At 57.1% G+C, this 26,904-nt stretch carries 24 protein-coding genes and 1 pseudogene; 14 read left to right on the top strand and 11 right to left on the bottom strand.

The genetic code is table 11. The features are described from left to right. Positions 1 to 3: 3 nt before the first annotated feature. The 5 genes from J1W56_RS17355 to J1W56_RS17335 are packed head-to-tail and all read left to right on the top strand — an operon-like array spanning position 4 to position 4,959. A complete protein-coding gene (locus J1W56_RS17355; RefSeq protein ID WP_130272551.1) occupies positions 4 to 936 on the top strand; it encodes an ABC transporter permease in 933 nt (310 codons plus the stop codon). A gap of 5 nt (positions 937 to 941) precedes the next feature. Beyond that, positions 942 to 1,805, top strand: a complete 864-nt coding sequence (locus J1W56_RS17350; protein ID WP_223614543.1) for an ABC transporter ATP-binding protein — start codon at positions 942 to 944, stop codon at positions 1,803 to 1,805. After that, complete coding sequence (locus J1W56_RS17345) at positions 1,805 to 2,599, top strand: ABC transporter ATP-binding protein (RefSeq protein WP_223614542.1); 795 nt, start codon at positions 1,805 to 1,807, stop codon at positions 2,597 to 2,599. Before J1W56_RS17350 ends, J1W56_RS17345 begins: the two co-directional genes overlap by 1 nt. Further along, positions 2,596 to 3,597, top strand: coding sequence for a serine hydrolase domain-containing protein (locus tag J1W56_RS17340; protein WP_223614541.1), 1,002 nt, complete (start codon positions 2,596 to 2,598; stop codon positions 3,595 to 3,597). The genes J1W56_RS17345 and J1W56_RS17340 overlap by 4 nt, the downstream gene beginning before the upstream one ends. Positions 3,598 to 3,618: 21 nt before the next feature. Further along, positions 3,619 to 4,959 carry an MmgE/PrpD family protein gene (locus tag J1W56_RS17335; protein WP_223614540.1) on the top strand — a complete coding sequence of 447 codons (1,341 nt, stop codon included), beginning with the start codon at positions 3,619 to 3,621 and terminating at the stop codon, positions 4,957 to 4,959. Positions 4,960 to 5,000: 41 nt separating this feature from the next. Here J1W56_RS17335 and J1W56_RS17330 read toward each other — a convergent pair whose 3' ends face one another. The 8 genes and pseudogenes from J1W56_RS17330 to J1W56_RS17295 all read right to left on the bottom strand — a co-directional run bounded on the left by J1W56_RS17330 (position 5,001) and on the right by J1W56_RS17295 (position 13,547). Next, positions 5,001 to 5,903, bottom strand: a complete 903-nt coding sequence (locus tag J1W56_RS17330) for a LysR family transcriptional regulator (RefSeq protein ID WP_223614539.1) — start codon at positions 5,901 to 5,903, stop codon at positions 5,001 to 5,003. Between the two features lie 171 nt (positions 5,904 to 6,074). Further along, on the bottom strand, positions 6,075 to 7,571 hold the full coding sequence (locus J1W56_RS17325) for a sulfatase family protein (RefSeq protein WP_223614538.1): 1,497 nt from the start codon (positions 7,569 to 7,571) through the stop codon (positions 6,075 to 6,077). A 94-nt stretch (positions 7,572 to 7,665) separates the two neighbouring features. Further along, positions 7,666 to 8,634: an aliphatic sulfonate ABC transporter substrate-binding protein gene (locus J1W56_RS17320; RefSeq protein ID WP_404928314.1), complete on the bottom strand. Its 969-nt coding sequence runs from the start codon at positions 8,632 to 8,634 to the stop codon at positions 7,666 to 7,668. 30 nt (positions 8,635 to 8,664) lie between these two features. After that, on the bottom strand, positions 8,665 to 9,423 hold the full coding sequence (locus J1W56_RS17315; RefSeq protein ID WP_223614536.1) for an ABC transporter ATP-binding protein: 759 nt from the start codon (positions 9,421 to 9,423) through the stop codon (positions 8,665 to 8,667). Further along, positions 9,423 to 10,226 (bottom strand): ABC transporter permease, encoded by an 804-nt coding sequence (locus tag J1W56_RS17310; protein WP_223614535.1) that lies wholly within the window; start codon positions 10,224 to 10,226, stop codon positions 9,423 to 9,425. Before J1W56_RS17310 ends, J1W56_RS17315 begins: the two co-directional genes overlap by 1 nt. Further along, entirely contained in the window at positions 10,223 to 11,353 is a 1,131-nt protein-coding gene (locus J1W56_RS17305) for an ROK family transcriptional regulator (RefSeq protein WP_223614534.1), read from the bottom strand. The genes J1W56_RS17310 and J1W56_RS17305 overlap by 4 nt, the downstream gene beginning before the upstream one ends. Before the next feature lie 145 nt (positions 11,354 to 11,498). Continuing rightward, positions 11,499 to 11,672 (bottom strand): annotated as a pseudogene (locus J1W56_RS17300) (IS6 family transposase); the annotation flags it as partial. Positions 11,673 to 12,146: 474 nt separating this feature from the next. Continuing rightward, positions 12,147 to 13,547: an FAD-binding oxidoreductase gene (locus J1W56_RS17295; RefSeq protein WP_223614533.1), complete on the bottom strand. Its 1,401-nt coding sequence runs from the start codon at positions 13,545 to 13,547 to the stop codon at positions 12,147 to 12,149. Between the two features lie 105 nt (positions 13,548 to 13,652). Here J1W56_RS17295 and J1W56_RS17290 point away from each other — a divergent pair, with 105 nt between their 5' ends. Further along, positions 13,653 to 14,558, top strand: a complete 906-nt coding sequence (locus J1W56_RS17290; RefSeq protein ID WP_223614532.1) for a LysR substrate-binding domain-containing protein — start codon at positions 13,653 to 13,655, stop codon at positions 14,556 to 14,558. A gap of 102 nt (positions 14,559 to 14,660) precedes the next feature. On the opposite strand, the gene J1W56_RS17280 is transcribed toward J1W56_RS17290, so the two are convergent. Further along, positions 14,661 to 15,635, bottom strand: a complete 975-nt coding sequence (locus tag J1W56_RS17280) for a LysR family transcriptional regulator (RefSeq protein WP_223614531.1) — start codon at positions 15,633 to 15,635, stop codon at positions 14,661 to 14,663. A gap of 126 nt (positions 15,636 to 15,761) precedes the next feature. On the opposite strand from J1W56_RS17280, the gene J1W56_RS17275 reads away from it, so the two are divergent. The 7 genes from J1W56_RS17275 to J1W56_RS17245 all read left to right on the top strand — a co-directional run bounded on the left by J1W56_RS17275 (position 15,762) and on the right by J1W56_RS17245 (position 23,829). Beyond that, complete coding sequence (locus tag J1W56_RS17275; protein ID WP_223614530.1) at positions 15,762 to 16,664, top strand: class A beta-lactamase-related serine hydrolase; 903 nt, start codon at positions 15,762 to 15,764, stop codon at positions 16,662 to 16,664. Between the two features lie 39 nt (positions 16,665 to 16,703). Then, complete coding sequence (locus J1W56_RS17270; protein WP_223614529.1) at positions 16,704 to 18,305, top strand: ABC transporter substrate-binding protein; 1,602 nt, start codon at positions 16,704 to 16,706, stop codon at positions 18,303 to 18,305. Positions 18,306 to 18,468: 163 nt separating this feature from the next. Then, on the top strand, positions 18,469 to 19,401 hold the full coding sequence (locus J1W56_RS17265) for an ABC transporter permease (RefSeq protein ID WP_223614528.1): 933 nt from the start codon (positions 18,469 to 18,471) through the stop codon (positions 19,399 to 19,401). A 59-nt stretch (positions 19,402 to 19,460) separates the two neighbouring features. Then, positions 19,461 to 20,279: an ABC transporter permease gene (locus J1W56_RS17260; protein ID WP_223614592.1), complete on the top strand. Its 819-nt coding sequence runs from the start codon at positions 19,461 to 19,463 to the stop codon at positions 20,277 to 20,279. Next, positions 20,279 to 21,259, top strand: a complete 981-nt coding sequence (locus J1W56_RS17255) for an ABC transporter ATP-binding protein (RefSeq protein WP_223614527.1) — start codon at positions 20,279 to 20,281, stop codon at positions 21,257 to 21,259. Before J1W56_RS17260 ends, J1W56_RS17255 begins: the two co-directional genes overlap by 1 nt. Next, positions 21,252 to 22,274 carry an ABC transporter ATP-binding protein gene (locus J1W56_RS17250; protein WP_223614526.1) on the top strand — a complete coding sequence of 341 codons (1,023 nt, stop codon included), beginning with the start codon at positions 21,252 to 21,254 and terminating at the stop codon, positions 22,272 to 22,274. The genes J1W56_RS17255 and J1W56_RS17250 overlap by 8 nt, the downstream gene beginning before the upstream one ends. Before the next feature lie 4 nt (positions 22,275 to 22,278). Beyond that, positions 22,279 to 23,829, top strand: a complete 1,551-nt coding sequence (locus J1W56_RS17245; protein ID WP_223614525.1) for a L,D-transpeptidase family protein — start codon at positions 22,279 to 22,281, stop codon at positions 23,827 to 23,829. A 264-nt stretch (positions 23,830 to 24,093) separates the two neighbouring features. On the opposite strand, the gene J1W56_RS17240 is transcribed toward J1W56_RS17245, so the two are convergent. Next, positions 24,094 to 24,318: an NAD-dependent epimerase/dehydratase family protein gene (locus J1W56_RS17240; RefSeq protein ID WP_223614524.1), complete on the bottom strand. Its 225-nt coding sequence runs from the start codon at positions 24,316 to 24,318 to the stop codon at positions 24,094 to 24,096. Between the two features lie 347 nt (positions 24,319 to 24,665). Between J1W56_RS17240 and J1W56_RS17235 the strand changes: the two genes are divergently transcribed. Further along, positions 24,666 to 24,983: a hypothetical protein gene (locus tag J1W56_RS17235; RefSeq protein WP_223614523.1), complete on the top strand. Its 318-nt coding sequence runs from the start codon at positions 24,666 to 24,668 to the stop codon at positions 24,981 to 24,983. A 71-nt stretch (positions 24,984 to 25,054) separates the two neighbouring features. On the opposite strand, the gene J1W56_RS17230 is transcribed toward J1W56_RS17235, so the two are convergent. Continuing rightward, a complete protein-coding gene (locus J1W56_RS17230) occupies positions 25,055 to 26,839 on the bottom strand; it encodes a sensor histidine kinase (RefSeq protein ID WP_223614522.1) in 1,785 nt (594 codons plus the stop codon). Positions 26,840 to 26,904: the final 65 nt, after the last annotated feature.

The following is a 26,904-nucleotide window of genomic DNA, read 5'->3' as shown; positions in this document are numbered from 1 at the left end:
TAGATGAGCAATGAACTCACGACAAATCCGGTGCGCTCTTTCAGTTCTCTGCGTGAATGGCTGACCGCGCCAGTGCCGACCTCTGCATTGCAAGCCAATGCACAGCAGCTGCGACGCTCCTGGTTGAAGCTTCTCTCCAATACCTCAGCCGTTTTTGGCCTCTTTGTGATTGTGCTGCTGGTTCTTGTGGCGTTGTTTGCGCCCTATATCGCCACCCATGATATCGGAACCAATGATCTGGCGAACCGGCTGCAAAGGCCGTCATGGGCCCATTATTTCGGGACCGATGAACTGGGGCGCGATATTTTCAGCCGTCTTGTCTTTGGCTCGCGCATCACGCTGTATATTGTCACACTAACCGCGATTATCGCCGCACCGATTGGGTTGATCGTTGGCACCACCGCTGGCTACATCGGCGGCTGGGTCGATACGGCTTTGATGCGTATTGTCGATATTTTTCTCGCCTTTCCCAGTCTCGTTCTCGCCCTGTCCTTTGCCGCTGCCCTTGGGCCCGGCATTGAAAACGCAGTCATCGCGATTTCGCTTGCCGCCTGGCCACCGATCGCCCGTCTTGCCCGTGCGGAAACCCTGACCATCCGCTCGTCCGACTATGTCGCCGCGATCCGCCTGCAGGGCGCATCCACGATGCGTGTGATTGCAAAACATGTCGTGCCGATGTGTATCCCTTCAGTCGTCATTCGCATCACACTCAATATGTCGTCGATTATTCTGACAGCTGCGGGCCTTGGTTTTCTGGGCCTGGGCGCGCAGCCGCCAAGCCCTGAATGGGGCGCGATGCTTTCCAGCGGCCGAGAATTCATGATGACCTCGTGGTGGCTCGCCGCGGTGCCGGGCTGCGCAATTCTTCTTGCCAGTCTCGCCTTCAATCTTTTGGGCGATGGTCTGCGCGATATTCTCGATCCACGGAACGGATAAAGATCATGACAAAACCTCTGCTTGAAGTTGATGATCTCTGGGTGTCGTTTCCGGGCGTGAAACACGATATCGACATTGTGCGCGGCATCAGTTTCTCCATCGGACGGGAGAAGGTGGGAATTGTCGGCGAGTCTGGTTCGGGCAAGTCGATGACGGGCCGTTCGGTGCTGAAACTGACGCCGAAATCTGCGCAAATTCGCGCGAAGGCAATGCGTTTCGACGGCGTCGACCTGCTTTCTGCCAGCGAACGGAAGATGCGTACGATACGGGGCAACCGTATTTCAATGATCCTGCAGGATCCGAAATACTCACTCAATCCCTTGATCCGTATCGGCGATCAGATCATGGAAGCCTATCGTCTCCATCATCGCGCACGGCCCGCAATAGCCAGACAAAAAACGCTGGCCATGCTGGAAGCCGTCCATATTCGCGATCCGGAACGCGTCATGAAACTGTTCCCGCATGAGATATCGGGTGGCATGGGACAGCGCGTGATGATCGCCATGATGCTCATCCCGGAACCGGACATGATTATTGCCGACGAGCCGACATCCGCTCTGGACGTGACGGTGCGCCGGCAGGTGCTAACGGTTCTGGATGAACTCGTCAGCCGTTCTGGCACCGGGCTGATGTTCATCAGCCACGACCTCAATCTGGTCGCCGATTTCTGCGACCGCGTTCTGGTGATGTATGCGGGCCGCATTATGGAGGACCTGCCCGCCAAGGAACTGCATAAGGCCAGGCATCCCTATACGCAGGCACTCTTGGCCAGTCTTCCGCGGCTCGATCGCCCGGTCGACATGCTGAAAGTTCCTGAGCGTGATCCGAGCTGGCTGAGCGGTGCAACTCTGAGCGAGGGACAGGCATGATGAATGACATTGGGAGACCACACGTTGATGTGTCGGATCTGTCGGTTATTTTCGGCAAAGGCCGCAAACGGACCGCCGTGGTCAAGAAAGCCCGCTTTCACATTGCGCGGGGCCAGGCCTATGGTCTGATCGGAGAGTCAGGCTGCGGGAAGTCGACGATTTTGCGCGCGCTTGCAGGATTGATTCCGCATTATCAGGGCAGTTTCATCTTTGATGGTCAGCCGATGGCGGGCACGCGCGACAAAGCGTTCTTTCGCCGGGTGCAGATGGTGTTTCAGGACCCCTACGCTTCGCTGCACCCGCGCAAACAGGTGTACAAGGTACTTGCTGAATCTCTTGCGATCCACGGCATGGACCGCAGGGAAGAGCGTATCCGCGATGTGCTGGCTGCCGTCGGGCTTGGGCCGAACTTCATGTATCGTTATCCGCATGAATTGTCGGGCGGTCAGCGCCAGCGCGTGGCGATTGCCCGTGCACTGATCATTGAACCTGAGGTGCTGCTGCTGGATGAGCCGACCTCGGCGCTGGACGTATCGGTTCAGGCGGAAATTCTCAATCTTCTGAAGACGCTGCGCCGCGAGCGAAACCTCACCTATCTCATGGTTTCGCATGATCTGGCCGTGGTCGCGCATATCTGCGAACGCGTCGGTGTCATGCACAAGGGCATTATACTGGAAGAACTCACCGCAGACGATCTGCGGCAATCGCGGGCCAGGGATTCCTACACGCAGGATTTCCTGCAGGCGAGTGTCGAGGCGGTGGCACACAATCATGACAAGGACATGCAACAATGAACTATCATTCGGCAGCCAATCCGGCCGGGGATTGGGAGCGGATCAAGGACCCTTCAGCCGCTGGTTGGCTGGATAAGGGGCTGCAAGCGGTTGAAGCCTGCGCCGATGCTCAGGAAACTGATGCTTTGATGATCGTGCAAGGTGGCAAGATTGTTTACACCTATGGCGATATCACCCACAAATATCTTTGCCATTCGATCCGCAAAAGCGTACTGGCGGCCCTGATGGGGCAGGATGTCGCGGACGGAACCATTGATCTGAGCCAGACGCTGGAAGCCCTGGGCATTGATGACAATGATGGACTGAGCGCGGTCGAAAAGCAGGCGACAGTCTACGATCTGCTGACCGCTCGTTCGGGCATTTATCACGCTGCCGGTTATGAAACGCCGTGGATGCGAATGATCAAGGAAAAGCGACACGCCCATGCCCCAGGCACTTTCTGGTGTTACAACAATTGGGACTTCAATGCGCTCGGCACGATCTTCGAACAATTGACAGGCAAGACGGTCCATCAAGCCTTCAACGAACGCATTGCCAAGCCTTTGCAATTTGAGGATTTCTCGCTTGACGGTGCAAAGCCTGACGGTTGGCACGATCATTTCACTGAAAGCCGCCATGCAGCTTATCCGTTCCGCTTATCGACGCGGGACCTGGCCCGGTTTGGCCAGCTTTATCTGCGCCATGGTTCATGGAATGGCGCCCACATCCTGCCGCAGGGCTGGGCGCAGGAATGCGTCATGCCGTATTCTCACGCGGGTGCGCGTGGAGCCTATGGCTATATGTGGTGGCTGGAGCGGGACGGCGTATTTTTCCCTGGAGTCGTGGCACCTAAGGGCAGCTATGCCGGCTTTGGCGCGGGCGGCCACTTCTGTATCGTCATGCCGGCGCTGGATATGGTGCTGGTGCACCGGGTCAATACGGATGTGCAGGGGCGGCAACTTGACCGTCACAAATTCGGACGGCTGCTGAAGCTCGTCCTGGATGCATTTCAGGGGTAGTGCAGCATGCAAGGGCAAGACATGACTGTGGCCTCCGCCATAGCGGAGGCTAGCATCAGAACTGTGGCCAGTGCCAACGCACGCCGGCTGGCGCAGAACGCCATCATCGATACGCTGGCGTGCATGGTGGCGGGGCGTACGGACCAAAGCACATGCAGTGTCAGGGACGCCTTTGCCCGACCGGGCAGCGGTGGCGAGGCGCTCCTGGTAACAGGCGGTAAATCCAGCCCCATGCTGGCAGGGCTCATCAACGGCACTGCCGCTCACGCGCTGGACTACGATGACAATTTCCTGCCCGGTATGAGTCACGCATCGGCAGTCCTGGTTCCTGCCATACTGGCGCTGGCGGATCTGGAAAAGACAAGCGGATCACAATTGATCGACGCTTTTCTGGCGGGTCTGCAGGCGCAGGCACATGTCGGAGATGGTGTCGGGCAGGCGCATTATACCGCCGGCTGGCACGGCACCTCGACGATTGGCAGTATCGGTACGGCTGTAGCCACGGCTCGTATATTGGGGCTCAGTGTTGAGGCGACCGCCCATGCACTGACCATTGCAGTGAGTTTCGCATCCGGTACGAAGGGTCAGTTCGGCACCCTCATCAAGCCGTTTCACGCCGGAATGGCGGCACGCAATGCCGTTGAAGCCGCTTTGCTTGCGAGGGCGGGAATGCAGGCAAGGCATGACATTCTGGAAGGAGAGCAGGGGTTTCGCGAGCTTTTTGCCGGTGACCCGCAGATCAACTGGCAAACGCAGGATATCCTTGCGCCGACTGCGCATATCATCGAAACTGCCGGCGTGATGCCCAAGCGCCATCCATGCTGTGGTTCCACGCACATGATCATCGATGCCTTGCTCGATCTGGCGCATGAACACGACTTTGTTGCCGATGATGTGAAGACCGTTGATACGCTTGTCGGGATCGCCAACTATCGCAATCTGGCCTATCCGGCGCCCGTCGACCAGATGCAGGCGCGCTTTTCCATGCAGTATTGCGTGGCCCGTGCCCTGCGGCAAGGCTATCTCGGTCTTTCCGATTTTACCCCCGAAGCAGTGCGGACCTTCGCGGGCGACCACCTTCTTGGCGCGGTGACCATGCAGAGCTACAGTTTGGACGACGAATGCGCATCGCCGCAAAAGCTGCCGCATGTCGTGACGATAACCCTGCGCAATGGCCAGGTTCTGCAAAGGTCGCGCCAGTTCGCGGTCGGCACCAACCAGCAGCCTTTTTCCGAAGCAGACCGGTCGCGAAAATTCCGGGATTGCTGCGACGGTATAGAAAATGCCAGCGAGATTTACGGCAATTTGCAGGACCTTGACACTGCCGGCAACCTGAAAATCTTACGGCCCCTGTTCAGGTAAAGGCTTGGCGGCGGGTGCCGGGCCGATTTCTTCCCGATGGCTCATGCTGCCAGTTGCGAGGCCCGCCGCCAAAATCTTTCCGCATGCCGGTTACGAAACTGCGGCGTGCGGTAAACCCTGATATCGACCACCAGATCGGCGTCCATGTCGCCCGCCCGAACGAGAACGCCCCGTTTCAATTCATCCGCTACAAGGCCCTCCGGGATCCACGCGACGCCATGGCCGGAAACCGTCATTGCCTTCAGCGCTACCGACATCCCGTTTTCGTAGACAGTGTTGAGCTGAAATTTGTGCCTGTCGAAAAGCCAGGGCAGGGCCGAAGAGAAAAACGAGTTGCCGCGATAGCTGAGATAATCGGTCGGCCGAGAGCGATCCTTGAGACTGTGCAACGGGCTGCCTGCCGGGCCGCGGGCCGAAACCGGGATGACCCGTTCAACGCCGAGAGGAAGGAACGGAAACCCCTTCAGATCGTCCATCTGCGGGACTGCGTGATGCGCATAGGTGAGAAAGAAGTCACAGTCGCCGTTCACCAGGGTCGAGATGTTGCCGAGGAAAGACGAGTGAGGGTCGGCGAACCGGGCGCGGAAACTGTCGCCGGACGCTTCCAGCTCGGCCATCCAGGCAGGAAAGAATGTCAGGGAAAGTGTGTTCAGCGTGGCGAAGGATAAAATTTCCCACATGGGAGCGTAGCGTTCTGCCAGCGAACTTCTGACGCCGTACAGCAACTCCACAGCATCTTGTGCCCGGGGCAGAAAACTCTGCCCTGCCGCCGTCAGCCGGATAGGATTGGTTGAGCGGTCGATCAGCGGCATGCCAACCCAATCTTCCAACTGCTTGATTCGTCTGCTTAAGGCAGACTGCGTGATATGGCGGTCATTGGCCGCTCTTGAAAAACTGTAATGCTGGGAGAGGCTCAGGAAATCTTCAAGCCATTTCAATTCCATGTAGATATCCAATAAATACAGTGCCTTGCTTCGGCAAACTGTATTCCAGAAACAAGCAGCGGTTTTTCAACGTCGTGCAAGGCAGACTATATCAATGAATGCCTGCGAGAAATAGGGCTGGGCGGACCAATATTGCCGAAAGTGGCGTTCCCTGGGCAACGAGATCCTGCTTCAGTTCAACGATCGGCGGCGCGGTGCCAGGGCAGGGTGGCGCGTCTCAAGCGCGGCCGCCGCGGCCGCGCGGCCGGTGGCGCGCAGTCTCTTCAGATAGGCTGGGAGTTCGCCCTTTGTGTGGAACGGTCCACCTTCGCGCATCACCGTCACCAGCGGATCGACGTCGTTGTCGCCGCTCACGGCCATTGCGGTTCGCCAGTCCTCGAGCAGCTGGCTGGCATGGGCGACGATGTCGGGGCGTGATGCCGCGAGATCGTGCTGTTCGTGCGGATCTTCGCTCAGATTGAAAAGCGCGACCGGTCCGAAATCCTTGTAACCGTCGTGATAGGTGCGCAGCATGATCCAGTCGGCGGCCTGAAGCCGGAACCGCACGCCGCGCTGCACCGCCCAGGCGCCCTGGCTCAGCACCAGAAAATCGCGGCCGCCATCCTGACCTGATTGCAAAGCCGGGGCGAAGGAACGCCCGTCCCACACTGGCGGCACGGTGCCACCCAGCCGGTCGACCAGCGTCGCGGCCCAGTCGAAATGATAGTGCAGGCCGTGGTTGACGCCGCGTGGTGCGTCAGCGCCCGGCCAGCGGATCACCAGCGGCACGTTGCAGGTGAACTCATCGGCGGTCTGGTGGTCGGCCCAAACATTGAGCTCGCCGAGATTCTCGCCATGGTCGGCGCCGATGACGATGATCGTCTGGTCGAACAGGCCTTGGCGTTTCAGCTCGTCGATGATCAGCCCGACATGGTGGTCGGCATATAGTATGCCGGTGTCATAGCCATCGAACCATGCCTTGACACGATCCATGTCGCTGATCGGGCTCGGCATGCGCCGGTATTTTGATCCGCCGGGCTCGACATCGAAGCCGGAGGGCTCCTGCGGGCTATGCGGGCCGTAGCCGGCATGGCTCTTGGCAAACACCTCCTTCGTCATCCATTCGGGCAGCGGTTCGCTGGCGAAGGGGTCGCCAAAGGCGTCCGGCGCGCGGTAGGGGGTATGCGGATCCCAGACATTGACGTGCAGGAACCATTTTTTGGCCGAGCCATTGCGCTTCAGCCAGTCAACAGCCAAGTTAGAGACCTCATCGGCGTTTTCCATGCCGGCCTTGCCGGGGTTGATGATCTCATTGAAGCCGGCATACCAGTGCCAGCAGCCGTGCCGCTCGCCGAAGCTGCTGATCGTGGTGGTGTGGTAGTCGAGGTCGCGCAGCGCGCGCATCCAGCCTTCCTCGTAGAAGGTTCCGGCCCAGGCGCGCTCGGCGCCCTCGCGGAACGGCTCGCAGGCGGTGCCACCATGTCCGACCACGCCGGTTTTCATGCCGTGCCGCCCGCTCCACAGCGCCGTGCGCGAGGGATGACAGGGCACGTCGGAAACATAGACATTGTCGAAGCGGATACCATCGCGGGCGAGACTGTCGATGACTGGCGAGGTGTTGCGATGATAGCCGTAGCAGCCGAGATGGTCGCGTCTCAGGCTGTCGATGTCGATGTAAAGTACGTTCATGGTATACCCGCCTCTGCGCATTGCCGTTTACTGTGGGTCGGTACCGGGGCCGGACTTGTCCGGCCCGATTCAATGGCGTGTCCGGTCGTCGCGGTCAGGCCGCGATGTACTGGTCGCCGAGATAATAGTCTTTGGGGTCGAGCGAGGTGTCGAACTTGCCGAAGGTCTTGAACAGGTCATTCATGGTCTTGAACCAACCGTCGACAGTGCCATCCTTGGTCAGCTTCACCAGTTCGGCCGAGGTCATGAAACGGCCATAGCCGGCCTCGACCTTGAGCTGATCGGCCGGAATGCCGAGCAGCTTGGCGGTGATCTCGATCGACTTCTCCTGATTGGCGGCGCGAAAATCCTGCGCCTCCTTGATGGCACCGGTCACCCGCTTGACCAGATCGGGATTGCTTTCGACGAGATCGTTGCGGGCGATGAACACGCTGGGGAATGTCGTTGCCGGGTAGAAGTCGTCGTTCTTGGCTAATTCGACTAGGTTCGGCACATTCTTGCCGATGATGCCGACGAATGGGTACCAGATGCCGGCGGCATCGACCTGCTTCGATGAGAAGGCGGCGACGATGGTGCTCGGGTCCATCTGCACGATGTTGAGGTCGGTCATCGCCATGCCGGCCTTTTTCAGCGCCAGGCGCAGCAGCATGTCGCCCGAAGTTCCCGCAGCGATGGCGACCTTCTTACCCTTGAGATCGGCGATCGACTTGATGCCGGCCTGCGCGATCACGCGATCAGAGAAGCCGACATCGTTCACGGCGATGATCTTGGCCTTGCCGGTCGCCGGCAGCCAAAGCGCGCCAGGCCCGAGATAGCCGAATTCCAGGCTGTTGGCACCGAGCGCCTGGACCTGGATTGGTCCGTTGGTGAACACCTTGGTGTTGGCATCGACGCCATGCTTGGTGAAGAAGCCCTGGTCGCTTGCGACGCCGGCGACGCTCGCACCCCAGAAATCGCCATTATAGCCAATGCGCGCCGGAAGGCCGGCGGCTCTGGTGCCAGCGCTTCCCGCCGCGAACGCGACGGCCGCAGCCGATGAGGTGATGAAATGTCTTCGTGTCAGTATCATGTCGTTCCTCCTCCTTGTCTGTCGTTACTGGTGATAGACCGCGTGCCAGACGCGGTTGCGGATGGCCGTGAATTCGGTCGAAAGCCGGATTTCCTCGGTTCTGGGATAGGGCAGGTCGACCGTTATGATCTCCTTCAGCCGTCCCGGGCGCGCCGCCATGACGATGACGCGGTTGGCGAGATAGACGGCCTCATCGACGTCATGCGTGATGAACATCACCGTACGGCGCTCGCGGCTCCAGGTTTCCAGCAACTGGTCCTGCATCTGCACGCGCGTCAGCGCGTCGAGCGCGCCGAACGGCTCGTCCATGAGCAGCACCGACGGGTCGACCGCATAGGCACGGGCGATGGCGCAGCGCTGCTTCATGCCGCCGGACAAGGTTTTCGGCAGTGCGTCGGCGAAATCGCCGAGGCCGACCAGATCGATGAAATAGCTGGCCTTCTCGCGCCGTCGCGCCGCCGGTTCGCCCTTGACCCGTAGCCCAAATTCGACGTTCTCGCGCACAGTCAGCCAGGGAAAGAGCGCGTATTGTTGGAAGATCATGCCGCGTTCGGGGCCAGGTCCGTCGACCGTATGTCCGTCCACCAGCACCTCGCCGTCGCTGGGTGCCAGTAGCCCGGCGGCGATGTTGAGCGCCGTCGACTTGCCGCAGCCGGAAGGACCGACCACGGTGATGAATTCGCCATCGGCGACATCAAGCGAGAAACGGTCCAGCGCAACGAAGGTATTGTCCCTGAGGTCGAAGCGCCGGGTCACATTTTTGAAGACGATCTTCTGCTGCATCACGCGCGCTCCTGCCAGACAGTCAGTCGACGTTCGATCGCCAGCAGCAGGCGATCCATGGCAAGGCCTAGGATGCCGATGGCGATCAGGCTGACGAAGATGGTCGGAAGATCGTAATAGAGCTGCGCCTGCTGCATGCGGTAGCCGAGCCCGGTCTGCGCCGCGATCAACTCTGCCGCCACCAGCGTCGCCCAGGCCGAGCCGAGGCCAATGCGCACGCCGACCAGGATGAATGGGGTGGAGGCCGGAATGACGATGCGCAGGAAGATCGTCAGGTCCTTCGCACCCAGCACGCGCGCGGCGTTGATCATTGTCCTGTCGACGCTGATGACGCCCTGGTAGGTGGCGACGACGCTGGCGAGGAACGATGCCAGGAAAATAACGAAGATTTTTGGTGTCTCGTCGATGCCCATCGTTACGATCGCCAGCGGGATGATGGCGAGCGGCGGGATCATCCTGAAAAACTGCAGGTACGGCTCTATGAGCGAGCGCGCGACCTTGTACCAGCCCATGACGAAACCGACGGGAATGGCAAGGATGACACCGATGAGGAAGCCGCTGAGCACGCGGGCAAGGCTCGAGACGATGTCGGTAGCAAGCTGGCCGTTGGCGACGAGATCGACGAATTTGCGCGCGACGTCCGGTGGCGGCGGCAGCCCGACCGCGCCGCTGGCAGTCAGCACCCACCATACGGCGATACCGGCGACGAGCCCGACGAAGTTGAGTCCGAGACCCTGGAAATCGGGGGCGCGGGCCTTTGCCACGCGGTCGGGCTGGCGCGCTGTCTTCGGCGGCGCGTTCATCGCGATACCCCGGAATAGAAAAGCTGATCGAGCGCCGCGGCCGCGCCGCCAATGGCACCGCCGCCATTGCCGAGGCTCGATCTCTCGAAGCGCAGCGCGTCGCGCATGGGTGGCAGCACGCGCGGTGGAACGCTTTTGCGGATGCTGTCGATGAAGCTCTCGGGCGCCTCGGCCAGATGGCCACCAAAGACGATCAGGTCGGGGTTGAGCAAATTGGTCGCGCTGGCGATTGCCGTCGTCAAGTGCCGCAATGCGGCGTTCCAGACATCGGGGTGCCGCTCAACCACCGCAAGCAACTGGCGCGGATGCGGCTTGTCGATGTTGACGGCGCGAGTGAGCGCTCCCTCGGAGAGAAATGTCTCCAAGCAGCCGGTGCTGCCGCAGGAGCAGAGTTCGCCGTGCTCGACGACCTGGATATGGCCAAGCTCGACGGCGCCATGGCCGCCCGGACGGAACGGCCGGCCGTTGATCACGAGGCCGGCGCCAAGACCGGTGCGCAGGTAGATGTAAAGCAGGGCGGTGGCGTTGCGCCCGATGCCGTAGCGCGATTCCGCCAACGCCATGGCGCTGACATTGTGTTCGACCACCACCGGCATGCTCAGCATGGTTTCCAGCTCGTCGGCGAACGGAACATCCTTCCAGTCATAGTTGATCGACAGGAGGTTGCGGCGGCGTTCCGTATCGACCGGGCCGGGCACGCCGAGCCCGAGGCCGAGAAGCCGAGAGCGATCGACGCCCGACTTTTTGATCAGCCCCTCGACGGTCTTGACGACTTGCCGGATCACTGCCGTCGGCTCGCTGCTGGCCGTGTCGAAGTACAGCGAAGCCTTGACCTTCGGTGTGGCCTTGAGATCGGTGATCGTGGCGTGGATGGTGCCAGCGCCGAGATGCACGCCAACCATCGCATTTGCGTCCGGCACGAGCGCGACATTGACGGCGGGCCGGCCGACAGGCGCACCGCTGGCGACCGCCTGGGTGAGTTCCGTGACCGTTCCATCCTTCAGTAGTTGTGCGGTCAGATGGGTTAACGCGGTCGGCGACAGGGCAGTCCGCCGCGCCAACTCCGCCCTCGACTGAGGGCCGTCATCGCGCAGGATGCGCAGTATGGCGCCATGATGGATGCCCATGCTTCCTCCCTATTATTTTCTAATCTTTATAAATTAATGACGGCTGTCAAGAGTGGTGTCACATTGTTCGATTTAAGGCGCGGAAGGGTATCATTGCGGTTCGGAAGAGGTTACGGGCTGCGGAAAAGATTGTCAGAAATTGTTATAAGGACCCGATGGACCGAAACGCTTGCCGTGTTCGCGCCCGTTTTCGAAAGGGCAGATGAGAATTCTGCGCACGGTTGTTGAGCTCTTTGTGAGGCCGGTGTTCGATATGCGGCATGACCTGGCGCTTTGCGGCTCCATATGAGCGCAGCTTGTCAGCGAAGGGGTGCTTGGGCATTTCTGCAATAATGCCCGCTAGGGGAACGGGAAGTTCGTTGGGCTGAAAACACTGTCCCGATTATGCCCTACTGTGTGGGATTGGCATTTTGATACCTTCGCACTGCAGGCTATTACGAATATGTAGCCCAAAGCTACAATTTCGATAGGCTGAAGTGTCTGGGGCGCCTTATGGCAGGGGATGGCGGACTGGGGCCGGTGCCGGTATAATTTGGCACGTTTAACCGGAACTGGCGCAATCCGGCATTGAGGCGGTGGTGCGTGCAGAACCGAACGTGGGAAAGCTACCTCAGATGGACGATGAAAGGTAGCGATCCTTTGAAAATGGCCGATAATACTGATCGTCTCACCATTCCTTTTATCCAAGTCACCCTCATCCTTGGCAGCGGCAAGGCTGGTCCAGCGACAGCGCACCTGCATCCATCTAAAGACTCCAACACCTTATCCTGTCGAAGTCGCTGCGCATCAATGATCAAGATGCATTCGGCGGGATATTCTGGTTCAGCCGAAACAAATTGGCCGGATCATATTTGGTTTTGAGCGCCACCAGGCGGGCATAGTTCTCGCCATAGGCCTGGCGCACGCGGTCGTCGCCCTCATCGCCGAGGTTGTTTGCATAGACGCCGCCGGTCGCATATGGCCTGATGGCGCTCCACATCGCGCGAGCCCATTGGATGTTTGCTTCGTCATCCGCCGGATCATCCCAGATCGCGATCGGGAAACAGTCATAGAGCGCATCACGATTGGCGTAGGGTGCTGCAGATTTTGGCACGCGGGCGATAGCGCCGCCGACCTGCTGGAAGACCAAGAGCGAGGTGGCAGAGGGAGCGCCCGCATAGGCCTCGAGCAGCGCATCGATAGCGGAACTACTGATTTCATTGAGGAACTGGGCTTTCCAGTAGTAGCGGCGCCCGCGGGGAAAAATGGCGTCGCCCCTCGACTGGATCTGAAGGTAGGGGATGGCTCCGAGGCTGCTTTCCACGGGCGTGCCGAACGCCATCAGAGGCGCGAGGATTGGCTTACCGGATTCGGGCGGTCCGACATAGCAGGCCGAAACGCTGAAGAACCGTTCGCCCGATTGCATCGTCACAAGCGCCGCGTCGACGCTTAGTTCGTCCGGCGCTTTGCGGGCAAAATCGTCATAAAAGCGGATCGCCTCGCGGGCCTGATCGTATCGGTGAAGCACCGAACCGACGAGAAGGGACGGACCGACAGGATGAAGCGCGTACTCAAACGCCGTCACGATTCCGAAATTGCCCCCACCGCCCTGCAACCCCCAGAATAGATCGGAATGATCAGCGGCGCTTGCCCTCAGCAGCCTCCCGTCAGCAGTGACGACGTCGGCCGCGATGAGATTGTCACAAGTCAAACCATATTTGCGGCCGAGCTTGCCGAAACCGCCACCCAGTGTGAGCCCTGCGATGCCGGTGTCGCTGTTAACACCCATCGTCGTCGCCAGACCGTAAGCCTGCGTTGCCGTATCGAACTCGCCCAGACTCAGACCAGCCTCGGCATGGGCGACGCGGCTGACGGGATCGACCGCGATGCGCTTCATGCGCGAGAGATCGATAACCATGCCGGCATCACAGACCGACAGGCCCGCGACGTTGTGGCCGCCACTTCTAACCGCCACAAGACAGTTGTGCGTCCGAGCGAAGGTCACGGCCTGGATCACGTCGTTGGCGTCGACGCAGTAGACAATCAGGGCCGGCCGCCTATCGATTGCCCCGTTCCAGACCCTGCGCGCTTCATCGTAGACGGCGTCTCCTGGAATGATCAGGTCGCCCCGAAGGCCTTGCCGAAGCTTCTCGATAGCTGCAGTGCCGGGCGGATATGTGCCCGTTGGATGGTCAATTGGCCTCTTCAACTCCATCGTTGTATGCCTCCTAGCTTTCCGCATGGTCTCATAGGCCCGCAGCCAACTGCAATGTCGAAGATCTCAGGTGCTGGATGAGAGAAATTCATCTACATTGTCCACATGAGAAAGCTTCCGCCTCTTCGCTCGTTGCACGCCTTCGAGGCGGCTGCGAGGCATGGGAGCTTCAAGGCGGCTGCAGAGGAGCTTGGCGTTACGCCGACAGCGATCAGTCATCAAATCCGGTTGCTGGAAGGGACGTGCGGTTGCCAACTGTTTCAGCGGCGTCCGCGGCCTCTCGTGTTGACGAGCGCAGGCGCCCGACTGTTTCCCGCTCTGCGCAATGGCTTTGATGCCCTCGCAGGTGCCATCGCTGCCGTTGCCGAGACGGACGAGCAGGCGCCTTTGCGGGTTACGAGCCCGAATGCCTTTGCAAGTCGATGGCTCGTCCCACGTCTGCCAAAGTGGCGGGAAGCAAACCCAACCGTCCCGTTGGAGATCATCGGGACCGATGCGGTGCTGGATCTGCGCGCCGGGGCAGCGGATGTCGCCATCCGCTATGCCCGCAGGCCGCCTTCGGACTTTCCTGCGCAGGAGGTCTGCCGCGATACGTTTTTTCCAGTGTGCAGCCCAAATCTGCTCAAGCGCAACGGCCATGCATCTCAGCGCGTCTCGGATCTTCTGCGTTTTCCTTTGATCCATTTTGATTGGTTGAACAAGGATCCCGAGGCCCCGACCTGGCGGCAATGGCTGTCGAAAGCGCGGTCGATCGATCCCAATCTGAAGATGGACAAGGCGTGGGATCTGAGCTTTCGGGAAGAACTGCACGCGATTGACGCGGTCCTGGCAGGGCAGGGAATCGCGATCTGCAGCGATGTCATCGTCGGTCATGAGCTGGAAACCGGTCTGCTCGTCAAAGCGCATCCGCTGTCGTTGCCAGGCTATGGTTTCTACATCGTCTCAATGCCTTATAGTCCCCGGGCGGCGGTCATAGAGGCTTTTTCGGTCTGGATTAAAGATGTCCGCTGACGGGCTGCGTCGCAAGCAGGCCTGCAGCGATGGTATCTGGCATCTGGACGAAGTCGCCGTCGCCGTCGCTGGCTGCAAGCACTGGCTGTGATGGGCTGTCGATCATGACGGGTATGTGCTCGACGCGATCCGGCGTGATGCCAAAGCAGCCAAGCGTTTTTGGACCAGATTTTGATGCGTTTGCGCACATATTTGGGATAAATGCGCCACCAACGCATCAGAACTGGCGACGACAGGGCGATTGATTGGACGTAAAACGGACAGCACAAAATCCTGTGCGGGCAAAAAGGGTTTTAATACGAGGCCGTATTTTTCATAGCTTAACGCGGTAAGCGGATTGATAATTGAAATACCCAACCCTTTCAGCACCAGTTCGCACACGCTGCTGGCCGATTGCGATGACAGGAACAGCCGTCTTTGTGTGCCAGCCGTGTCGAATATACGTTCCACACTCAGCCGGTATGGGTCCTGAGAGCCGAGACTGATGAAGTTGATGCCCTCGAAATCGTGCGGCTCAACATAGTCACGTTGTGCCAGAGGATGATCCGGTGGCATGATGGCGACGAGCTTGAACACCCACAATATCCGCGATTCCGCATCTCTTTCGGTATAGACACCCTCGATCAGGCCGACATCAAAATTAAAACCGGAAATGCTCGATTGATTGCGGGGGTCAACCGTGCTGATTTGCAGTGTCAAATCCGGATGGGTGGCATTCAATCGCGCGACCGCTTCAGGCAATATCGTCTGTGCAAAGGCCGGAAGAGAAGCGACTGTGAGCACTTCTTCCGAAGCATCGCGCAGACGATCGATAAAGTCATTGATACGATCCAGACCGATGAATGAGGCTTGCACTTCCTCAAAAAGCTTGAGCGCTCTGGCTGTTGGCACCAGTCTCTGCAGACGCCGTTCAAACAGGCGAAAGCCGATATGTTGCTCCAATCGTGCTAACTCCCGCGTGATGGTTGGTTGCGAAGAACCAAGAGCCGCCGCGGCAGCCGTGACGGTACCAAATTTCATGGTGGCGCGAAAAATTTCTACCTGGCGCAAACCGATATGATCTTTGCTCGATCCCACCTTTTGCCCTCCGAAATTGCGGTGATTTTTACCACATCATATCGCACGCGCATAAAGTTCCAATGATATTTCTATATCAACGAATAAATTTCCATGACTAAATTGCTTTAAAAATAGGGAACATAAATGAACGCCACAGCCCAAATGCCGAAGACGCATCCGGCATCACGCGCACTATCAGAAGCATTGCTGTCGACAAATGGCGCTCTCGATGAAAGCCGTGTCAGCCTGGCTGCCTGCCTTTTCGATGCTCCCTTACGCCTGGTTGACCCCGGCGCATTCCTGAATTCGTCATGGTTTGGACATCAGGCAATGAAACCGCTTTATCCGGCGAGTGTCGTGAAGCTGTTTTTTCTCGATGCATTGGCAGCTTTCCGAGAGGAAGGCCGCGTGGCCGAGGACGCGGAAGATGACCGCGCCGCCGAACAGATGATGGCCATTTCCTCCAATGAGGCGACGGTTTATCTCGTGGGACGTTTGACTGGTGCTGATGATGGCGCCCCTTTGCAGGGAAAAGCGCTGGAAGAATGGTGCGCGGCGCGCCACCATGTTCAGCAGTGGTATGAATCACAGAACCGGCCAGAATTCGCGGGTATCAACGTATTGCATGGCACATATGAGGACAGCCCGTATGGTCGCGCCAAGCAGATCCGCAATGGCAAAAATGGAAATCTTCTCACCGCCTTATCCGCAGCAGCTTTGATGCACGATATCGCGCGCGGAGCGCGTGCGCGCTCCGATTGGATGATGGGGCTGATGAACCGTGAGTTTCAGCGCCATCCAAATGATGCCGATCCTGAGGGTGATCAGGTCCTTGGTTTTTTGGTTGAGGGTTTGCCACGGGATGTAATGACGTGGTCGAAAGCGGGTCATACGTCCTGGACCAGGCACGATCTGGTCTACGGGGAAACGCCTGACGGAAAAAGTTTTGTTCTCTGTGTGATGTGCGATGGGGAATGGTCAGCGAATGACAGAAGTTTTCTGCCCAATTTCGCGCGGCACTTTTACCGATATGCCTTCCAAAAATAAGCTGACCGTAAAAGCCAATCAATGAAAAAGGGGAAAACCATGAACTATCGCTCGATCATAAAAGCTGCATTGATTGCCGCCGCACTGTCTGCGGCGGTTCCTGCAAGCTCAGCCTGGGCAGATGAGCCAAAGCCCGGCGGTACGCTGCATCTGGCAGCGCCCTATGGCGCAGCCCTCAAAAGTCTTGACCCGCATGCGACTTACACCTCGCAGGACATGGTGGTCTCCAAAGCGTTTCACCGTTCCCTTTATACGTGGGATTCGGCCAAAAACGCGCCTGCTCTTGATCTGGCTGAACTGGTTAAAACCAGTGATGACGGTAAAACCTTCACTTATAAGCTGTTTGACAACATCTATTTCCACAATGGCCGTAAGCTGACGACAGATGATGTGGTCTGGTCCTATACGCGTATCATGGACCCGGCAAAGGGCTATCCGGGCGCGGTGCAGGTCGGCACGCTCGTCGGTGCGCAGGAATATTCCAAGGGTGAAGTCAAAGAAATCAGCGGCATTAAAAAGATCGATGACCGCACCTTCTCGCTCACATTCAAAGACCTTGTCGATCCGGGCACGCAATTCTTCGAAGCAATCACTGCTATTCTGCCAAAAGAAGAAGTAGAAAGCGGCAATTTCCTTACCCATCCGGTTGGTCTTGGACCATTTACCTTTGTGGATCACGTCGAAGGTTCAAAAATCTCAGGCAAAAAATTCGACAAATATTATAAGCAGGGCAAGCCCTATGCTGATGCGGTGGATTTCACCATATCCGGTGACAACAGCGCGCTTGATATGGCATTTCGCGCTGGCGAGCTGGATGCTACCGTTCTGTCAGAAAACGCTTATGTTCTTTACAAGGCTGATCCAGAGCTTTCCAAGGGCCTGATTGAAATTTCGGAAGTGTTCACCCGCCATATGGGCCTCAACACTGAAAAGAAGCCATTTGACGATGTGCGTGTGCGGCAGGCAATCAATTATGCCGTTGACCGTGACATCATCATCCACAAACTTCTCAAAGACAAAGCGTATAAGGCAACGGGCTGGCTACCAACTACATCCCCTGCATTTGACAAAGACCGCGCGCCATATCCGTATGACCCCGCGAAAGCCAAGGAGCTGCTGGCTGCAGCCGGCTATACCGATGGCTTTGAAGTTACAATATCCGTGACCGAAGGGACATCGAGCCTCGGTGTTCTGGAGGCCATGATGCCATTTCTCAAAGAGGTTGGTATCACCGCCAAAGCCAAGGTCGTGGATTCCAACACCCTTGTTGATGAAATGAATCAGGGATCGGCCATGGCATGGTTTCGTTCTGCGGGCACAGGACCTGATCCGCTCACTACTTTGCGCTGCTTCGACAGCCGTGTGAGCCGTTCGGGTTGTAACCGCAGTGCCTTCAAGGACCCCGCTTATGACGCAATTCTGGATGCGGCGTCGGCTGAATCGGATCCGGCCAAGCGTATTGAGCTTTTGAAGAAAGCGGATGCCTATATTTTTGAAAAGGCGCCAGTCTGGTTCAACAATTACAATAAGGCCGTTGTGGCAACCCAGCCTTGGATTCACGGCGTTGATACCAATGTGACCGAAGCCGCCATCATTGAAGTGGATTCGCTTTGGCTCGACGCCAACGCGCCTGGTCGTTAATCGAGCTGTTGATCCGTTCTGGTAGTCCGGCGCCATGCCGGACTACCAGAACACCACTCAGTAAGCCGAAAAGCCCTGAGCTCGACATTTCCCGGCAAGGGTTGATTTTCAAGCAGCCGCAACATCGGCCGCTTCTCTCTAAACACGATTTATGGATATTCCTATGTTGATGGTGATTGGCAGGCGACTGCTGCAATCTCTGGTCACGGTTTTTGCCGCAATAACGCTGATCTTCTTTCTATTCAGCGTCATGCCAGGCACATTTGTGTCGTCGCTCTCCAGTGACAAACGCGACATTGACCCGGCGGTTACCGAACGCATCGAAAAGGAACTGGGCTTGAATGATCCGTTGCCACAGCGGTTCGGCAAATATATTTCCGGGCTTGCAACAGGTGATCTCGGCACGTCCTTTTCCACGCAACGCCCTGTCACCGCCATGCTATCCACCCGCATAGTCGCCTCATTCAAACTCGCCGTTGCGGCTATTGCCTTTGCCATTATCATCGGCCTACCGCTTGGCTTTCTGGCAGCCGTGCGACAGGGCACATGGCTGGATACAACCGCCATGATAACAGCCGTTTCCGGTCTCTCGCTGCCCGGTTTCTGGTTCGGTTTGCTGGCTATGTATTTCATATCGCTCAAACTGGGCTGGCTGCCCACTTTTGGCTATGGCAACGGCAATTTCAAGAATCTGGTGCTGCCTGCCCTGACGCTCGGTATTGCCCCTATGGCACTTTTGGCGCGCACGACCCGTGCAGCTGTGCTGGAAACCATGAATGCTGATTTTGTCCGCACGGCCAGATCAAAGGGAAACTCCGAATTCCGCATTGTTACCAAGCATATAGCGCGCAATGCCTTTGTATTGGTGCTGACAACAATCGGCCTGCAATTCGGCTCCATGCTGGGTGGCTCGGTCGTCATTGAGAACTTGTTTGCGTGGCCGGGTATCGGTTCGCTTTTAACGCAATCGGTTTCCATGCGCGACATACCAACGGTTCAAGGCTGCATTCTTGTGATCGTGCTCTTCTTTCTCATCATCAACACGCTTGTCGATATCGCCTATCTCGCGATCGACCCGCGCATTCGATATCGCTGAGTGCTCATGGAAAAGCGTTCTTTGCAATCATGCAAACATTCTGAACAGAACAGGCAGCACTGATGTTCCGCTCCAATCTTGTCATAGGGCTCACAATCTTTGTGACCATTATTCTGGTGGCGCTGTTTGCGCCATGGATTGCCCATTACGATCCGGTTTCCAACTCCAATCTTCTCTATGCTGAAGAAGCACCAAGTGCGCGGTTCTGGTTTGGTACTGATGAACAGGGCCGGGATATTTTCTCACGCATTGCTTATGGTGCGCGTATCTCACTTGTGATCGGGCTTGCCGTTCAGACGATGAACACGTGCATAGGCGTTCTGCTTGGTCTTTCCGCCGGCTATCTCGGCGGCTGGTGGGACGAGTTTGTGCAAGGCCTGACAAATCTGATGCTATCCATTCCAACCATTGTGTTCGCCTTGGCTCTCATGGCGGTTCTTGGGCCCGGACTGCTCAGTCTGCTGATTGCCCTTGGTTTGACGGACTGGGCCTATAGCTGCCGTATTTCGCGGGCGCAGGTTCTGACTCAAAAATCACAAAACTATGTGCAGGCAGCCCGCACGCTCGGTTTCGGTAAATTCTACATCATGCTGCGTGAAATTCTGCCGAACATTGGCGGGCCGCTCATTGTGGTGGCCACAATGGGCATCGGATCGGCCATTATGGCAGAAGCATCACTGTCTTTTCTGGGATTGGGTGTTGTTCCGCCTGCACCGAGCTGGGGCGGTATGCTGGCACGGGCACGCGAGCAGCTCATGGTTGCGCCATGGGTCGCGATTTTTCCGGGAATGGCGCTTTTCATCACCGTGCTCGGCTTCAATATGCTGGGCGACGGCTTGCGTGACCTGCTTGATCCGCACGGGAGGTCAAAACGCTGATGGCTGACAATCCTATTCTGCAGGTGGAAAATCTTTCGATTGCGCTGCGCGCCAAAGGACAGAACTTTCCCGCGGTAAACCAGGTTGATTTTTCCATTCGAGCCGGTGAAGTGTTCGGGCTTGTCGGAGAGTCCGGCTGCGGTAAGAGTCTGTGTGCCCTGACGATTGCGGGTTTGCTGCGCGACCCGATGAACGTCACGCAGGGACGTGTGCTTCTGGAAGGGCAGGATATAAACCGCTTGCCCAATAAGGATTTACGCCGTCTGCGCGGCGACCGTGTGGCCATGATCTTTCAGGAGCCGATGACCTCGCTCAATCCTCTGATGACGATTGGCGACCAGATCGGCGAAATGTTCGTGCTGCATAAGGGCATGAGCGCCCGTCAGGCCCGGCTCAAAGCCATAGAGGCACTGGAGCAGGTACAGGTTCCAAGCCCGGAACGGCGCATCAAGGATTATCCGCATCAGCTTTCCGGTGGCATGCGCCAGCGTGTGATGATTGCTATCGCGCTGGCCTGCGACCCGGCATTGCTGATTGCCGATGAGCCGACTACCGCACTGGATGTGACCATCCAGGCAGAAATTGTTGAGCTCATACTTGATCTGTGCACCGCCCGGGGCACGGCAGTTCTGATGATTTCGCATGATCTGGGGCTTGTTGCGCGCATGTGCCATCGGGTGGCGGTTATGTATGCAGGCCACATTGTCGAACAGCGTCCTGCCAGTGAGATTTTTACCGATCCGCGCCACCCTTATACGCATGGACTTGTAGCCTCTTTGCCGCTCCTCGGCCGTCGTTTGCGGGAAGGCCGCTGCCGATTAACCGAGATCAAAGGTGTCGTTCCGGGCTTGATGGAGCGCGATATCGGGTGCGGTTTTGCTTCGCGTTGTCCGCGTGTCACCGAAGAGTGCAGGGAGATTATGCCGCCCGCAGCGTCCCTTGGTGAGCTGGGTTCGATTAGGTGTTTCCATCATGACTGAACAGATCACCACTTTGACACCAACAGATAGCGACAAGAACGGCAACACCGCCGACGTGCTCGCCATTCAAGATCTGCGCATTCATTATTCTGTTCGCGAAGGCTTTCGAAAAAAGACACTGAAGGCTGTCAACGGAATTGATCTCTCTCTCAAAGCCGGCGAATGCCTCGGTCTGGTAGGCGAAAGCGGCTGCGGAAAATCCACGCTTGCCGGTGCCATTATGGGGCTCATTCCCATCACTTCCGGCTCGGTACGTGTGGCAGGGCGGGATGTGCCGACAGCAGTTAAAAACGATCCGCTCGCGCAGGCCCGCAATGTGCAGATGGTGTTTCAAGATCCGTTTGCGTCGCTCAATCCACGCCGTTCCGTGCGAGAGGCTCTTGCCGCGCCTTTGCGTCTCCACGGTATGAAAGATGGTGCTGAGATCGAAGCCCGCGTGACAGACATGTTGGCCAAGGTTGGCATGAAACCTGAAGCGGCGGATCGCAAGCCACATGAGTTTTCAGGCGGCCAAAGACAGCGTATTTGCATTGCACGCGCCTTGATTGTTCAACCGAAACTGCTTGTCTGCGACGAGCCCGTTTCTGCTCTCGACGTGTCGATCCGCGCCCAGATCATCAACTTGCTGCTGGAATTGAAAGACGAACTCGGTATCGCGCTTTTGATGATTTCGCACGATCTGGGTGTCGTTGAACATATGAGCGACCGCATCGCAGTGATGTATCTGGGCCGCATCGTTGAAGAGGGCGTATGGAGTGATATTTTCACCAGTCCGCTACATCCTTATACGCAGGCTTTGATCGCTTCCATCCCCGACCCTCTGGCCCCCATGACGCGCCAGCGCCGGATGCAGGGTGAAGCACCATCACCGCTTGATCCCCCGCCTGGCTGTGCCTTCAATCCGCGTTGCCCTTCCGCATTCGATAAATGCCGCGAGGGCGATATTCCGTCATTTATCAATTCGTCCGGTGAGCATTTTCATCGCGCCCGTTGCCATTTGTTAGAGCAAGGCTAATCCCATGAGTCAAAACCCGTTTATGGTCGGAACACTCGAACAGCCCACAATTGTTGTGCGCACAGGGTACGACCCACAAACCCCGCATATTGGTCTGCTGACCATCGGTGACTGGACCGTCAAATGCGCCATTGGCCGTAACGGGCTGGTGGATCCGCAGTTGAAACGCGAAGGCGACGGTAAAACGCCGCGTGGCCGTCATCCTTTGCGTTACGGTTTTTATGATCCGACGGTTTTCGGCGACGAGCCTCGTGGCTTCGATTTTCCGTTTTTGCCCAAGCCTGAAAATTACCGCTGGATAGAAGATGCCGACAGCCCCTTCTATAATCAGCTGGTGTTCGAAACGGATGGAACACAAGCCTCACGCCGCGGCGAAAGATTGTTTGATCTGATCATACCTGTTGGCTGGAACGATGCACTGCCTGACGCTCGCGGCGGTTCAGCCATTTTCATGCACACGGCGCGGCCGGATTACAGCGGCACATCCGGCTGCGTGGTCGTGGCGCATGAGCATTTGATGGAACTGGCACGGCGTCTGCGCCCCGGCATGGTCGTCGACATCACTTCAATTGATGATCCGGTGACGCCGCTCGCACCCTTTGTCAGCGCGCCGCCAAAATCCATTGAGAGCGTTACGTTTCACGGTATGAAACCTGGCCCTCGTCTGATTGTTACGGGTTCTGTCCATGGCAACGAGCCAGCCGGCCCTTATGCGATCAGCCGTTTGATCAGTGAGTTTCGTACAGGCCAAAGAGAACTGGAATGCGGCCAGGTTACTTTTGTGCCGGTGGTCAACGGGCTTGCCTTCCGCAAGAATACCCGTATCGGAGACCGCAATTTTAATCGCAATCTTGCGGAAAGTGCCATGCCTCAGGACAATGAAGATCGCGTGGCCAACATCATGTGCCCGCTGCTCCGTGCCCATGATGTGTTGATTGATTTGCATTCTTTCAGCTCGGAAGGCGAAGCTTTTGCACTGATAGGCCCACGGGATAATAACGGATCGCTTGAGCCTTTTGCCCATGAAGCGGCAGAGAATACACTGGCGAAAGCACTTGAGCTTCCGCTGGTTGTGCATGGCTGGCTGCCTGCGCATGAAAAAGCACTAAAGCAAAAACGCGATGCAGGCGTAATCGAAGGCCTGTCGTCACTGCATGGCATAGGCACAACTGAATTTATGCGCTTTGCCGGCGGCTATGGGGTTACCGTTGAATGCGGCCAGCATCTAGACCCGAAGGGACCACAGGTTGGTTATGACTGCGTCGTCAATGGCATGGCATCTCTTGGTATGATTGCGGATGCGCGGCCACAAGCCCAAACACCACGTGTGCTGGAAATTTGCGATGCCATTCTCGCCGATCATGATGAGGACCATCTGGTAAAACAATTTGCCGCTGGCGAACCAGTGAACAAAGGGGAACTTATCGGAAGACGTGCCGATGGCAGCGAGATTTTGATGCCCTATGATGGGGCGATCATTTTCGCCGGGCTAACGGCGCCATTGCACAGCGAGCTTTGCTTCCTTTGCAAGCCGAGCGAACGCCTGCAAAACTAGCGGGATTATGCGACCATTCGTACGTTGCAGTGCCTTGGGCAGACTCGGTCTAACCGAGAACAAACTGTTGAGGCTCTCCATCTAACGCGGTGGAGATTGACGTTTTAGCCCAGCCGCCGGAGCCGCGTCACCGCAGCTTTTCCTGCACGGCCTGAAATATGGTTCTCATAGTCGGCTGGAAGCCGAGACTACGGGCAAGCGAACCATTTATGTGGAGGTACCAAGGGTTCGCTAGCGGTTCGGACGATGGATCCATTACCCCGGTCAGGGCGAGCGGAAAACTGCGGCGAGATGGATGATCGCCGAGACATTCCGCACCGCCCGCACGAGCGACGCAGGGTCAAAGAGGTCGCCCTCCACGGCGGTCACTCCGGCAGGAAGATTTTTGCCGCTGCGGACGAGCGCGCGACAATCCATGCCTGCCTCAACGAGGCGCGGTAGAAGCCGCGTTCCCACAAGGCCGGTCGCACCGGTCACAAGAATCGTCACGGTTCAGTTCCCTTTTGTGAAAAATTATCAAGCCGCTCGAAGTTTTCGTATGGTTGAAGAATTGCTCGTCGCCTGCCCCTTTGGGTGATCCAGGTCAGGTGCTGTCGCGTTGTTTGCACAAAAATGGGGCTGCGGCATTGATGCCGGAGGCTCTTGGCTTGAAGTGCGGATGAAAAATCCCCACGTGATTCATAAGTGAAATCAGCGCTTGCTGGTTCCACGGACAGGAACCGAAACGTAGAAAGGAGCGAGACGGTGCGTACGAAGCGACGGGCTGTCATCCTTCCGGTATACTGAGCGCAACAACGCGCCTGTTGCCGGTTCGGATTCGGCCAAGGAGGTGCGTTATGAAGCGCATTTACATCCACAGAACGATGATATCCATGCTTGCGGCAGCATTGGTTGCCGCGAGTGGTACGGCTGCCAACACGCAGGAAATCGTCTGCGCAAAGCATGCTCTGATTGCCGAATATTTGAAGAATGAGTTCCAGGAACTTCAAGGGGCTTTCGGCCTGATTGGGGATAAGGCGATCCTTGAGCTGTTTCTTTCTCCTCATGGGGCCACATGGACCATCGTCATTACAGATGTCTCGGGCAAGAGCTGCATTCTTGCAGCTGGGAGTTCCTGGGAGAAAAAGCCTGGAATTTCCGGGTTGGAGACGTAAGGGTTGCCGCCACATCCCATGGCAAGTTCGTTAGGGAGGCAGATGATTGATCTGTTTCAAAACAGGTCCCGTCAGGCTATTTGAATGCATTTTTGATCGATATAGCGATCGCTGGCAGCAAAGACCTCGTCCATTGTCATTATACTTTGCCTAACCTCTTCCGTCCTCGGTAGCTTGATCGTGAAGGCGGCGCCTTCATTGTTTGCAGCCGTGAGTACTCCGCTGGCACGCTGTATGATCCTTTGGCACAGGAAAAGGCCTAATCCCATGCCATCGCTCTTGGTGGTGAAGAAGGGTTGAAACAGTTGCGAAAGGATATCGTCACTCAAACCGGGTCCGTTGTCCGATACGCGAATGATGGATTCTTTTGGCTCAGCGCGTGTTTCAATCGTGATACGCTTGTTCATCTGCTCCGACAGGTTCAGCGCATCAAGTGCATTGCGGAGGAGGTTGTGGATCACCTGCTCAAGTTCTGTTTTGTTGATGTTGGCAACAGGTGATGGCTCTGCAAGGTGCAGGGCGAGAGAGACACCATGCCGTTCGATATCCAGGCTGAGGATTTCGACGATGTCCCGAATTGCAATGTTCAGATTTGTGATCTCGGGTGCGATGGTTGTCTGGACAATATAGTCGCGAATCTTTCCCAATATCCTGCTGGCCCTTTTCGCATCCCTGATGTTGGCAACCATAGCGCGTTGCACGAGGTCGATTTGAGTTTCTTTCTGCTCGAGCATTATGAGACTTGCTTGGCTTTGACTGAGCAAGGAGGTGAGGGGCTGGGCCAGTTCATGGATGATACCGGCGGCGAGCTCCCCGACAGCGTTGACACGCGCGGCGTGCTCAAGACGGTTCTCCTTTTCCAATCTTGCAGCCCGGCCCAGCGCCTCTTCCTCGGATTGTTGCAGGCGTTTGGAAAGCTGGCGTTGATGCAAGGCGGAATATCCGGCCACGACAGCAATCGTCGAGAGGCCGCAATAAACAAGGAAATCCAATGCATCAAACAGCGCGCCGAGATTGACGGTCTCGCTTATACGAAACGCGGTTCCGTCAGGAAACCAGGTAAAATCTTGTGGCGCGAGCGTGTTCGGGCCCGCGATAATGGTTTTCTCCAGCGTAAGCAGGCGGCTGAGGCCGGAGGGCTGCTGTCCCGGTGGAATGGTCGGTACACCACCAATGACCCACTCAATTTTGGCGGAGGCTTCTGACAAGAGGGGCCCAAGCATTTCCTTCACGTCCACGAGCATGACAATCGTATAATGAAAATTATTGCGTTCGGAGTGAACGGCCGTGAAAAATCGCCCGGGAAAACGCGGGTCGGCAAAACCACGGATCGTATCGAGAGGCTGTTTCACCACATCGGATACGATTGAGCGTACGGCCTCATCATTTTCTCCAGGCGGGTAATTTGCAACGAGCGTGGTGGAGAAAGGATTGTCGTCATGGCCATGCTGATACAGATTGACTTGGCGGATTCTTGGGTTCTGTTCCATCGTGTGGCGGACCAAGGCGCCAAATATGTCCGTGGCCTCCTTGCCGGACAGGGTTGCGAAAACTTCGAAGGATCTGACGATCGCAAAATTCTGGGCAATGCGGCGGTCAAGGCAGGTTGCCATCTCGTCCGCTTTTGCAGAGAACGCGTCTGACTTGTCCTGAAAGATCACAATCGCCGACGCCGACGCATAGATCAGCAAGGCAAGAAGCCAGATGGATACAGCAAGTATCAGCGGTGGTTTCAGATATTTTCGCAATTCATTACAAAGCCTCAACCCGGATGCAGATGTAGATTTGAAATACGTGCATTGGTCTGTGGGATACTCATCCGCCCCAATATTCGCTCGTGGAACGCAGCCGATCATTGGTAAGGTCCGTTCCGAACAATACAGACAGCAATATTCGAGCCTGCCGCACCGTTGAATGCATA

The organism is Phyllobacterium calauticae, assembly GCF_019991125.1.
Taxonomy (GTDB): domain Bacteria; phylum Pseudomonadota; class Alphaproteobacteria; order Rhizobiales; family Rhizobiaceae; genus Phyllobacterium; species Phyllobacterium calauticae.
The sequence above is the reverse complement of the archived record's forward strand: the minus strand, read 5'-3'. Positions and strand labels throughout refer to the sequence as shown.